The sequence below is a fragment of the Microcoleus sp. K4-B3 genome (assembly GCF_036704615.1).
Classification (GTDB): Bacteria; Cyanobacteriota; Cyanobacteriia; order Cyanobacteriales; family Microcoleaceae; genus Microcoleus.
The window spans coordinates 1-12,480 of sequence record NZ_JAUBSF010000131.1; the positions used below are offsets into that span (position 1 = coordinate 1).

9 protein-coding genes and 1 pseudogene are annotated in these 12,480 nt (G+C 47.3%); 6 read left to right on the top strand and 4 right to left on the bottom strand.

Annotation, left to right across the window (positions count from 1 at the left end; genetic code table 11):
* Window positions 1-631, top strand: a 631-nt coding sequence (locus QUA78_RS30060) for a hypothetical protein (RefSeq protein ID WP_333306423.1), incomplete at its 5' end; no start/stop codon positions are given.
* Window positions 631-1,110, top strand: a complete 480-nt coding sequence (locus tag QUA78_RS30065; RefSeq protein WP_333306425.1) for a DUF2726 domain-containing protein — start codon at window positions 631-633, stop codon at window positions 1,108-1,110. The genes QUA78_RS30060 and QUA78_RS30065, both read left to right, overlap by 1 nt.
* Window positions 1,111-1,210: 100 nt before the next feature.
* Here QUA78_RS30065 and QUA78_RS30070 read toward each other — a convergent pair whose 3' ends face one another.
* Window positions 1,211-1,507, bottom strand: coding sequence for a hypothetical protein (locus QUA78_RS30070; protein WP_333306427.1), 297 nt, complete (start codon window positions 1,505-1,507; stop codon window positions 1,211-1,213).
* Window positions 1,508-1,538: 31 nt separating this feature from the next.
* Between QUA78_RS30070 and QUA78_RS30075 the strand changes: the two genes are divergently transcribed.
* Window positions 1,539-1,985 (top strand): hypothetical protein, encoded by a 447-nt coding sequence (locus QUA78_RS30075; protein ID WP_333306429.1) that lies wholly within the window; start codon window positions 1,539-1,541, stop codon window positions 1,983-1,985.
* Window positions 1,986-1,989: 4 nt separating this feature from the next.
* Window positions 1,990-2,682: a transposase gene (locus QUA78_RS30080; RefSeq protein ID WP_333306436.1), complete on the top strand. Its 693-nt coding sequence runs from the start codon at window positions 1,990-1,992 to the stop codon at window positions 2,680-2,682.
* 26 nt (window positions 2,683-2,708) lie between these two features.
* Here QUA78_RS30080 and QUA78_RS30085 read toward each other — a convergent pair.
* From QUA78_RS30085 to QUA78_RS30095, 3 genes and pseudogenes are all read right to left on the bottom strand, one after another.
* A pseudogene (locus tag QUA78_RS30085) lies at window positions 2,709-4,109 on the bottom strand (GAF domain-containing protein); the annotation flags it as partial.
* Window positions 4,110-4,225: 116 nt separating this feature from the next.
* A complete protein-coding gene (gene arsM / locus QUA78_RS30090) occupies window positions 4,226-5,194 on the bottom strand; it encodes an arsenosugar biosynthesis arsenite methyltransferase ArsM (RefSeq protein WP_333306431.1) in 969 nt (322 codons plus the stop codon).
* 85 nt (window positions 5,195-5,279) lie between these two features.
* The gene (locus QUA78_RS30095; RefSeq protein WP_333306433.1) at window positions 5,280-6,908 is read right to left on the bottom strand and encodes a hypothetical protein; all 1,629 of its coding nucleotides are present in this window, start codon (window positions 6,906-6,908) and stop codon (window positions 5,280-5,282) included.
* 640 nt (window positions 6,909-7,548) lie between these two features.
* Here QUA78_RS30095 and psaA point away from each other — a divergent pair.
* Window positions 7,549-9,843: a photosystem I core protein PsaA gene (psaA, locus tag QUA78_RS30100; protein WP_333399189.1), complete on the top strand. Its 2,295-nt coding sequence runs from the start codon at window positions 7,549-7,551 to the stop codon at window positions 9,841-9,843.
* Between the two features lie 110 nt (window positions 9,844-9,953).
* A complete protein-coding gene (gene psaB / locus QUA78_RS30105; RefSeq protein WP_333399188.1) occupies window positions 9,954-12,179 on the top strand; it encodes a photosystem I core protein PsaB in 2,226 nt (741 codons plus the stop codon).
* Window positions 12,180-12,480 lie beyond the last annotated feature (301 nt).

A 12,480-nucleotide genomic window follows, 5' to 3' on the forward strand; every position in this document is an offset into this window, starting at 1 on the left:
TTCGACTTTTTTTGACGCTTTTATTGATTTTAACTATTTTACGCTTATTCGGATATTTACAAAACCGGGATGCTCCCGAGTTAAGGAGCTATGGAAAGCGGATAAACGTTATCAAGTTGTTTTTCAAGAGCGAAAGGAGAGTTTGTTTATTTCTATTCCTCAAGATATCTTAGACGAACATATACTCAGCTTCAAGTATTGGACAGAGGAAGAAATAACACCTGAACTTATTACAGCAGGAGCAGTCTGGGTTTTACCAAGTAAAAGAGAGCTTTTTTTTTATTCAATTGATGCGCGATTTACTACCATAATAGAAGGGAAAACAAGGGGAAGTTTTTATATAAATGAAATTGCAAAAGAATACCTACTAATAAACATAAAATCTCATGTACGACGGCTAGGAGAACGCAACGTTTATGTAAAAGCTCACTATAAAGGCACATCTCTCCCAAAAGTTACCCCTAAAACAAGTGAAAATTATTTCATTGAAACCTTAAGTAATAGGGACAGCTACGTCATACTCAGCGAAGATAAACTTTTTCCCTACGCATGGCAGGTTTCTATCAGTTCAAGTGAAGTTCTAGAAGAGTTCCTGCGTTACTTTGCAAAAATTCTCATGGAGGCACAATAATGTCTGTCAAAGCCAAAAGACTGGTCAACCATTATGAAGAAAGAATGCTTGAGTTTCTTCATACCTGTGTAGACAACAACTATAAAATCCATACACAGGTGGGCTTATTCCAAATTTTCGATCAAGTCAGCAGCCTTGACAGGGAGTTAAAAAATTTTTTATTTAGCCCCAGTGCTGTGGATGCTCTAATCACAGACTTGAACTACAATCCTTGCCTAGTAGTAGAGTTTCAGTCTCAATACCACGATAACCCAGAAGTGAGAGAGCGCGATCGCAAAAAAGCTACTTTACTTGAGTTTGCCAAAGTTCCCTTAATTTACTCCCGGGTAAAAGACTGTGGTTTGTTACATCTCTTGTCTCAAAGTGAAGAAGTAGTTTTCAATTTATACACGGGACAAAACAGGGAAAAGGCCCAAGCGCTAATCATGCAGTATTGCAGGGAATCCGTCGCGCCTCAAGTTCAGCTTATAGCTTGGTAAGTAGGAAGAGTTAGGTTATGTCCGAAAATACCAAGCTAATTAATATACGGCTTCCAGGGCGGGTTCACCAACAATATAGTCTTCTTGCTTCTCCTAAATTTTATCCGGGGTTTTCCCTGCTGTTATTTTCCAAAATAACCAAAACACCGTTAATTTTATTCGGGTCGATCGCACTTACGATCGAGTTAACCCACAGATTGATATTCTGCGGTTCTCCTTGCAATGGCAATAGAACCAGATTGGGGTAATATTGCTCTCTATCTCGATCGCCTTCGGGTGACAAAGCAGCATTTAACCATTGACTAAAACTATCATTCCTGGGGGGGTGACAACCAGCCTGAAACCCAGAGGTGGTGAGGATTGAGCCAATCCGCTGCTCAAAAAAGATAGGCAGCATAATTGTTACACGCTTGCCTATCCAAAAAATAATGATACCAACATTTTACCAGACTCATTTAAAAAAACAACTGACATCAGCTCAGTTTCTTGTAATGACAACTTTGCCCATTGTGATGCAATCAGAAAAACAAGTGAGATTAGAACGACTGGCACGGGTATTTCCTTACCCAATTACAACGGAAAGTCGGCGTAGAAAACTACAAAGATTTCTGGATTTACCAAACTTAACTATCTCATTAATTTGGTTCCCCTTAATTACTTATTGGTTGACCACTTATTGCCGCATTGGTACTCGTTTATCAATTGCAATCGACCGCAGTCAATGGGGGTGCATTAATCTCTTTATGGTTAGCCTGATCTGGGAGCGAAGAGCAATTCCATTATACTGGTCGCTGTTGCCCAAATTAGGAAATAGTAACTTCGAGTCACTCTCCTACCAATTTAAAGCAAGTTTTACCATTATTTTCAGAATATAAAGTCATCGTTTTAGGAGACCGTGAATTTTGTGATGTTGATTTGGGAAATTGGCTTAAGGAAAAGGGTGTGTCTTTTTGCTTAAGACTGAAAAAGAATCTTTGTATCGAAACAGAACATTTAGTTTGGCAACGGTTGGATGAATTAGGAATAGTACCCGGAACTTATGAGTATGTTCAAGGGAAAAAAGTGAGGAAAACTCTACCTACTACCGGATTTGAGCTTGCTTGTAAGTGGAAAAGGAACTATGGTAAATATCAAGTTAAAGAAGCCTGGTTTATGCTCACGGACTTAGGCTCATTGCCAGCAGCGCTCAATGCTTATAAGCAGCGGATGGGCATTGAAGAAATGTTCCGAGACTGTAAAACAGGAGGCTACGATCTTGAAGGAACAAGCCTCAAAGGGAACCGACTTATTAACATAATTCTGCTCATGACACTTGCGTACACTTGGGCAATATTTCAAGGTAATGAACTGAAGAAAAAGCAGGTACAAGAATATGTATCTCGTCGCACAGAACCAAAGAAAAAATATCGCAGACGGAGTACATTTGGTGTTGGATTAGATGGAGAAAAGTGGGTTAATTATCTAGAACAATATTCTTTGGAGGTGGAACAGTTAATGAAGTTAACTCCTTCTCAACGCCGCTTTTATCAACAAGGTATGCGGGCTGCAACCCTTATACAGTCTATCTCGTAGACCTCTTTGTCACCCCCCCAGCTATCATTCTCGATTTTAATTAAATCACCCAAAGATACACCCTCTACGACTTCTCCCTCGCTAGCACCTAGCAATTGTTTAGCTCGATCGTTAGCGGTAATAATGTTACCTTTTTCATCTGTCGAGATGACGCCGTTAGGGAGCAATCGCACTATATCTTTATGTCTGTTTTCTTGTTGTTTGACCTCGGAAAACAGGATAGCGTTTTGCAGGGCGACTCCTGCTTGGATGTTAAACGCCTTCATAAATTCCATGTCGGTGCGATTGAAACTCGCTTTCCACTGATCGGGGGCTTGCGGCCAATCTTCCGGGTTGTAGGAAGGGAATTCTCCTGGTCGTTTTTTATTAACTAATTGGGTTACGCCAATCAATTTATGGTCGGAGTTAAATACTGGCATACACAGCATACTGCAAGTGCGGTAGCCAGTTTTTTTGTCAATTTCTTTCCAAATGGCGCTGCGGGGGTCGTCGTACACGTCAAAGGGAATCAGCAGCGGTTCGCCGGATTGGGCGACGATGCCTTGCCAACCGGCGGTTTTGGGTATGCGAAGTTCTTTAAGGTCGCCGGCGAACGGGATTTTCGTCCAGAGTTCGTCTTTATCTTCGTCGATCAGCCACAAGGTACTGCGATCGGCTTGCATCAGTTCTTGGGCCCGATCCATCACCCGCTTCAAGGTATCATCTAAGTCTAGACCGCTCTGAGAAAGAACGTTGACGGCGTTCATCAGCGCTGTCGCGGCTCGTTGTCTTTGAGTTGCTGCGTAGAAAGATTGGGATGACTCTAGAATTAGGCGAATCGACGGGGCAAATTCTCTAAAAATTTGTTCGTCTGCTTGAGTAAACCCTACCTTGTCAATCTGTTCGCTTAAAGTACCATAATCTTTGTGGTTCGGCTTGAGTTTATTAATGAGTTGAACTACTGCGATTAACTTGCCTGTTTCTTCGTCTATCAGGGGCATCGCCAGCATTGTATAACAGCGATATCCTGTTCTTCCGTCAATTTTTTTGACGTTGACAGAACGTGGGTCATCATAGAAATCATAGGGAATATTTACAACTTTTTTCTCCGTGGCTACTTCTCCCGCAATGCCCAGATTAGCGGGAAATCTGATCTCTAAATTTTTGCCGTTTTCGTCTTTAGCTACAATTGCCCACAGTTCATTCGGCTCTTCATCGAATAGAAAAATTGTCGCTCTATCTGCATTCAACAATTCCCCTGTTTGTAGAGTAATCTTCTGCAACATTTCATAAATGACTGCATCAAATCCTAGATCGTCAAAGATATTATCTAGGGATGACAGGATAAGATTTAGAAGTTTACGCTCTTGATGTCCTTCGCAACAAATATCTCGAGTAACAACTCGAAAACTCTCGCGGCTCAGAGGTTTTAAAATATCGCTCAAACTCATACAATAACTCCTATGATAATTTTCATCAGGCACTGTCTAGAGATAACTATCAGCAGAAGGAGTTGAAAGAGGTATATCTGCGGTGAACGCTACCTCCCGATTCCGAAATAAATCTAACAACAACCGCCGCCGTTATAATGCCAAGTCGAATCAGTAATTAACACCTTATCGGGCATCAATCCCCCCAACTTCCCAGCAGTTTTATCGCACACCGCCGCCGGTACGCCCCGCTGCAAAACGTGGCCTGCCCCGTCATCAAATAACTCTTCCATCCCCGTATAAATCGCCGTCTTGCCAGTGAAAATGCAAGCTCCATCATCCGGTACTGGCACTTTAAAAGACACCGAATCCAGGCTTTCTAACAGCAAATCCTCATCCAATTGATAATTGTATTTGTCCAGCAGCCGGTAAGGACGGCGCGCCCGCACTTCGACTTGCCCAAAACCCACGTCTACAAGGTGTTGAACGTATTCTGCGTATGTCAAAGCGCCGGACAAACACAAGGCCCGCAAGCGTTGGTCTTCCTTCAAATGCTGCGGAATAGGGCGAGTTGCGATCGGATCGCTCATCAACAACCTGCCACCCGGTTTTAACACCCGATAAGTCTCTTTTAATGCTTTAGCTAAATCCGCCGGTTCAAAGATATTAAACAAGCAATTTTGTGCGACAACATCTACAGAAGCATCCGGCACGGGCAACGCAAAAGCATCGCCTTCTATAATTTCCACAAAACTAGCGTCAAACCAATCATTTTCGTGGGCGGCTATTTGCAAGTTTCGTGCAGCCGCGTGTCGCATTGCGGGAACCGGATCGACGGCAATAACTGCTCCTTTGTGTCTAGAAAAATATGCAAATTGTAGTGCTTCCAAGCCACCGCCGACGCCTACATAAAGCACGAATGGATTCCCAACAAGTTCGGCGGCGTGAACGGTTGTGCCGCAGCCGTAATTCATTTCTTGCATTTGTTCGGGAATTTTTAATCCTGGCAATTGCAAGGGACTGCTTTGGACGCAGCAAAGTCCGAGTTGGGGGGTTTCGGCAACATCACTGTAGAATTTGGCAGCAGTTTCGAGATAGGTCATTTTCGATTTTCCTGGTTTTTGTTTTTTTACCGTTGATGTAGGCGGATTTACGCGGATGAACGTAGAGGAATGCAGAAATGTTTTGTTAGGTTTCAAATTCGACTTTTTGTTCGGATTTTGGCAGATTTTCGGGTTCGGAAACAGTTTTTTCGGGAACTGCTAATTCGGCGCTTGGCTGGCTAGCAGTTTCAGCGGCCACTGGTGGCGCTGGCGGTACAAGATTGGGAGACTGTTGTGGTATCGCAGGAGCGACTACTTTGGGTACTGGAGCTTCTCCTGTTATTTCTGGCAGGGTTGGCGAATCTGAAGGAGTAGCAGGTTCGGGATCTTGATGAAAAAAGTTGCGGAACCGATTGTAGTATCCTTTATATTCCTGTTTCTTTGGTTGGGGAGATGCTGTTGGTGTCGGTTGTATTACTTGAATGGGAGCCACAATTTTCGGGGTTTCTAACTGTGGAGATGCTGTTGGTGTCGGTTGTATTACTTGAACGGGAGCCACAATTTTCGGGGTTTCTACCTGTGGAGTTGCTGTTGGTGTCGGTTGTATTACTTGAACGGGAGCCACAATTTTCGGGGTTTCTACCTGTGGAGTTGCTGTTGGCGTCGGTTGTATTACTTGAACGGGAGCAACTGCCGGAGCGACTGTTGGCTCTAAGCTCGGTTGGGTAACTGGGGTTTCTGGAACTGCTGGTGAGGGTTGGACAACTGGTGTTTTTTCTAATGCAGGTGTCGGTTGTGGTTCGGGGGTTGGGGTTGGTTTGGACTCGGGGGCCTGGTAGGCACGATCGACTATACCGCGAGTTTCTGCTACTGTTAGTTCGCCTCGCAGTAATTTTGAAAGAGTGTCTTGACCGAGCGGTTCGTAATTTATCAGTCTGACTGTATTATTAAAGGCGTTTTTGACGATATTTCCCCGTTCGTCAATTAATTCTAGCTGTACCCAGTTTTTCCCTGGTTTGAATCCTTTAAGATATATAGGTTGCCACTGGTCGATCGCAAAGCTTTCGCCGTTGACTGTGGCTCGAATTTTCCAATCGAGTATTTCATCTTGGGAATTTTCTTGCGCCACTTGGTGCTGGGGGGCATTTGTCAAGTAAAAGTCGAGCAGGATGGGTTCTGCGCCGTAGCTGCCTTGAGGGCTGTTGTACGTTAATAGGGGCAATGTTCGATCGGGATTATTGTCATCAGTTTTTGTAAAAACGTGAAAAATGGTTTGGGCCGCCGCACCAGAGTTTTTAAAGCTTTCTTCCCAAGGGCGAGCGGCGAACACCTGCAGGGTATGGGTTCCGGGTTCTAAGTCTGAGAGCGTTAAAGGCTGGTTGATATCGTAAATTGCTGCATAAGGTTGGTTGTCTAATACAACTTGCAGATGGGGGCCCAAACCCAAGTTTGCATCTTTGAAAATGGGCAAGCCCTTAACTTGGAACTGAACAGACACATTTATATCCTGAAGCACTTCGTCAGGTTTTGGATTCAAAATACTAATTTGAGGCTGGTAGATTTCTAGAGCCTGACGCAGTTGTTGAAGGGCTTCTGGGGGAGAAACCTCTGAGATTCTGTTGATCTGGGCGGCATCTGAGCCGCTCTTGTTCCCTGATTTGGGCAATTCGGGATGGCCCGCGCCACAACTTGCTAAACCCAAAATTAATACTGCTGCTGCGAACAATGCCAGCAGCCTGCCCGCAACCGTTCTGTGCCAATTGATGCCAATCACGCAACCATACTCCTAGAAGCCTTCTCATAGGGAACTATAGCCCAAAACCGAATTTAGTATTTGGGAATTGCCGATCGGGAATTCGCCGGGTCGTAAAAGGCCGGATTGAGGCCGATCGGGCAACCACTCCTCTGGGACTAATAAATCCTGCAGCCGTTTTCCGAAACATCTCTCTACAAATGACTATTCCTGCATAACCTTATCTTTGAGTTTTGTAAAGTTAATGACCGTACCCCTTGACTTTTTCAAGGGACTGTGGGATTTAAAGGCGTTATTACATCAAGAATAAAGGCTTTTTTAAGTATTGTTAACAAGCGATTAATACTTCTCTAGCAAGCTTATAATTCATAAAACTCCCTCAAAGAGAGCAGCCGTATCAAATCTAAATCAAGGACGCGATCGGCAGCTCATCTGGAGAGAAGAGTTGGCAGTACCCAGGGACATTGTTAGCGACACTGGGAAACTGGCTTCTTCAAAGAAGCAAAATGCTTGGGTAGACGATGCACCTGCGTCTAACTCTGCAAAGAGTGAAGTGCAAGCAGTGTCGGCTTTCCCGAGAATCCCCCGCCAAATCAAGCGTCGGGAGTGTCAGGTACAGTATTCAGTTCTCGTTCCTTGTCTTACCGAGAGGAGAGTCTTCATGACCATTAGTCCTCCAGAGCGAGAGGTAAAAGCTAGGGTAGTAGTCGATAAGAATCCGGTTCCAACTTCCTTCGAGAAGTGGTCAAAACCAGGTCATTTCGATCGCACTCTAGCTAAGGGGCCAAAAACCACCACTTGGATTTGGAACCTCCACGCTAACGCTCACGACTTTGACAGTCATACAAGTGACTTAGAAGACGTTTCGCGCAAAATCTTTAGCGCTCACTTCGGCCACTTGGCAGTAATCTTCGTATGGTTGAGTGGCGCATATTTCCACGGCGCTAAATTTTCCAATTACGAAGCTTGGCTGACAAATCCTACAGCCATCAAGCCCAGCGCTCAAGTGGTCTGGCCGATTTTTGGTCAAGAAATTTTAAATGCAGATGTAGGCGGTGGCTTTCACGGGATTCAGATCACCTCTGGTCTATTCCAAATGTGGCGCGCCAACGGCATCACTAACTCATACCAGCTATATTGCACTGCGATCGGCGCCCTGGTAATGGCAGCTTTGATGCTGTTTGCCGGTTGGTTCCACTATCACGTCCGCGCTCCGAAACTGGAATGGTTCCAGAACGTGGAATCGATGATGAACCACCACTTGGCAGGTTTGCTCGGCTGCGGCTGCTTGGGCTACGCGGGACAGCAGATTCACGTTTCGCTGCCGATCAATGCTTGCATGGACGCGATCGATGCGGGCGCACCGCTGACAGTCGGTGGCAAGCTGATCAAAACAGTTGCTGACATCCCCCTGCCACACGAGTGGATTTTGACACCGGGCTTGATGGCAGACATCTACCCAAGCTTCGCTAAAGGTTTAACCCCCTTCTTTACCCTAAACTGGGGCGCATACGCAGACTTCCTGACCTTCAAAGGCGGTCTGAATCCCACCACAGGCGGGCTGTGGCTGACCGATACAGCGCATCACCACTTAGCTTTGGCAGTGCTGTTCATCGTCGCCGGACACTTCTACCGCACGAACTGGGGCATCGGCCACAGCTTCAAAGAAGTTCTGGAAGCTCACAAAGGCCCCTTCACAGGCGAAGGCCACAAGGGGATGTACGAAATCTTCACGCAGTCTTGGCACTGCCAACTGTCGTGGAACTTGGCCTGGATGGGCTCTTTGAGCATCATCGTGGCTCACCACATGTACTCGATGCCTCCGTATCCGTACATTGCTACGGACTACCCGACTCAGCTATCCCTGTTCACCCACCACATGTGGATTGGCGGATTCCTGATTGTTGGAGCAGCCGCTCACGCAGCAATCTTCATGGTGCGGGACTACGATCCGGCCCAGCACGTTAATAACCTGCTCGACCGCGTAATCCGCCACAGAGATGCCATCATCTCTCACCTCAACTGGGTTTGCATATTCTTGGGCTTCCACAGCTTCGGTCTGTACGTTCACAACGACACGATGCGGGCTTTTGGTCGTCCTCAAGATTTGTTCTCCGATACCGGGATTCAGTTGCGTCCGATATTTGCCCAGTGGGTCCAAAACATCCACGCCTTGGCTCCGGGCACAACAGCGCCCAATGCTACGGAAATCGTCAGCCACGCTTTTGGCGGCGGTGCAGTAGTAGTCGCGGGCAAAGTAGCGATGATGCCGATCGAGTTGGGTACGGCGGATTTCATGATCCACCACATCCACGCTTTCACCATTCACGTTACAGTCCTGATTCTCTTGAAGGGCGTGTTGTTTGCACGCAGTTCTCGCTTGGTTCCTGACAAAGGCAACTTGGGCTTCCGGTTCCCTTGCGACGGCCCCGGCCGTGGCGGCACCTGCCAAGTTTCGGGTTGGGATCACGTGTTCCTCGGCTTGTTCTGGATGTACAACAGCATCTCGATCGTGATTTTCCACTTTAGCTGGAAAATGCAGTCGGACGTGTGGGGAACAGTATCGCCAGACGGCACAATTTCTCACATTACCGGCGGCAACTTCGCACAAAGTGCGCTCACGATTAACGGCTGGCTGCGGGACTTCCTTTGGGCGCAAGCTTCTCAGGTGATTCAGTCCTACGGTTCGGCACTGTCGGCCTACGGTCTGATGTTCCTAGCTGGACACTTCGTCTTCGCCTTCAGCTTGATGTTCCTGTTCAGCGGCCGCGGCTACTGGCAAGAACTGATTGAGTCCATTGTTTGGGCTCACAACAAGCTCAAGGTAGCTCCGTCGATTCAGCCTCGCGCTCTGAGCATTATTCAGGGTCGGGCTGTGGGTGTAGCTCACTACCTCCTAGGAGGAATTGTCACTACGTGGGCATTTTTCCTAGCGCGAATCATTTCGGTAGGGTAAACTACCCCTAGGTTTTGGATTCTCGATTTGGGAGGAATCTCAAATCGAGAATCCAAACTCCGAACCGAATCCCTTCAATTTTGTTCAGGATTCAGGATTAATCAAGGCTTATGGCAACGAAATTTCCAAAATTTAGCCAAGACCTTGCCCAAGACCCGACCACACGGCGGATCTGGTACGGGATTGCCACAGCACACGACTTTGAAAGCCACGATGGCATGACCGAAGAAAATCTTTACCAAAAGATTTTTGCTTCTCACTTCGGCCACCTAGCAATCATTTTCTTGTGGACTTCGGGCAGCCTGTTCCACGTAGCATGGCAAGGTAACTTTGAACAGTGGATTAAAGACCCCCTAAACGTCCGCCCGATCGCTCACGCGATTTGGGACCCGCAATTCGGCGCTCCTGCAGTAGAAGCTTTCACTCAAGGGGGCGCTTCTAACCCGGTGGATATCTCTTACTCCGGTGTCTACCATTGGTGGTTCACCCAAGGGATTCGGACCAACGCCGACCTGTATCAAGGAGCTATCTTCTTGCTACTCCTGGCGGCTGTCTTCCTGTTCGCAGGTTGGTTGCACCTCCAGCCCAAGTACCGCCCCAGCTTGTCTTGGTTCAAAAATGCTGAATCTCGCCTCAACCACCACTTGGCTGGTTTGTTCGGTGTCAGCTCTTTGGCTTGGACTGGTCACATGGTTCACGTTGCTATCCCCGAATCTCGCGGACAGCACGTAGGTTGGGACAACTTCCTGTCAACCCCGCCTCACCCGGCCGGTTTGGCTCCGTTCTTCAGTGGTAACTGGGGCGTATACGCCGAGAACCCAGATTCAGCGAGCCATGTCTTCGGTACTTCCGAAGGCGCGGGAACCGCAATTCTGACTTTCTTGGGTGGCTTCCACCCTCAAACAGAATCCCTGTGGCTGACAGACATCGCTCACCACCACTTGGCGATCGCCGTACTGTTTATCGTTGCCGGTCATATGTACCGGACTAACTTCGGTATCGGTCACAGCATCAAAGAAATGTGCGATGCCAAAGATTTCTTTGGCAAGAAAGTTGAAGGCCCCTTCAATATGCCTCACCAAGGCATTTACGAAACCTACAACAACTCGCTGCACTTCCAATTGGGCTGGCACCTCGCCGCTTTGGGCGTCATTACCTCCCTGGTAGCGCAGCATATGTACGCGATGCCTCCCTACGCTTTCATAGCGCAGGATCACACAACGATGGCTGCGTTGTACACGCACCACCAGTACATCGCTGGGTTTATCATGGTCGGCGCTTTCGCCCACGGAGCTATCTTCTTGGTGCGGGACTACGATCCTGAAGCAAACAAAGGTAACGTGCTCGATCGCGTGTTGCAGCACAAAGAAGCGATTATCTCTCACTTGAGCTGGGTGTCGCTGTTCTTGGGCTTCCACACTCTCGGCCTGTACGTTCACAATGACGTTGTAGTCGCTTTCGGAACTCCTGAAAAGCAAATCTTGATTGAACCAGTGTTCGCACAGTTCATCCAAGCTGCTCACGGAAAAGCTCTCTACGGCATGGACGTGCTGTTGTCTAACCCTGACAGCATTGCTTCTACCGCTTGGCCGAACTACGGCAACGTATGGCTCCCAGGCTGGTTGGACGCGATCAACAGCGGTACTAATTCTCTGTTCTTGGCGATCGGACCTGGCGATTTCTTGGTTCACCACGCGATCGCACTAGGCTTGCACACCACCACCTTGATCTTGGTCAAGGGCGCTCTGGATGCACGCGGTTCTAAGCTGATGCCGGACAAAAAAGACTTCGGTTATGCTTTCCCTTGCGACGGCCCCGGCCGTGGCGGTACTTGCGACATCTCTGCTTGGGACGCCATGTACCTGTCTGTATTCTGGATGTTGAACACCCTAGCTTGGGTAACGTTCTACTGGCACTGGAAGCACTTGGGCATCTGGCAAGGTAACGTGGCTCAGTTCAATGAGTCTTCTACCTACCTGATGGGCTGGTTCCGCGATTACCTCTGGCTGTATTCTTCTCAGTTGATCAACGGTTACAACCCGTATGGTACTAACAACTTGTCTATCTGGGCCTGGATGTTCTTATTCGGACACCTCGTTTGGGCAACTGGTTTCATGTTCCTGATCTCTTGGAGAGGTTACTGGCAAGAGTTGATCGAGACTTTGGTTTGGGCTCACGAGCGCACTCCTTTGGCTAACTTGGTTCGCTGGAAAGACAAGCCTGTTGCTTTGTCGATCGTCCAAGGTCGTTTGGTTGGCTTAGTTCACTTTACTGTGGGCAACGTCCTCACTTACGCGGCCTTTGTAATTGCCTCGACGGCCGGGAAATTCGGGTAACTCTGAATTCTGGTTTCTAGGTAATTAACTAAAATCCCCCGCCAGAAGGCGGGGGATTTTTTTGTATATGTTGGTTGAGGATTGATAGTGAAGAATAGTTTTTTATAGCGAACTTACAGCAGGAAAAAATAGCCACTATTAAGAACTCCTTATTCTCGCTTTTACACATTGCTGCTGCGGATTTCTCAATCAGAGCCAACAGCTTCTTCTGCTATGCTGATTTACTAGAGCGCCAGTCCAGTAAAAGAGGTTGACAAAAAACCTCAAATAGGATGTACCCAAACGACTCACAATACGCCAC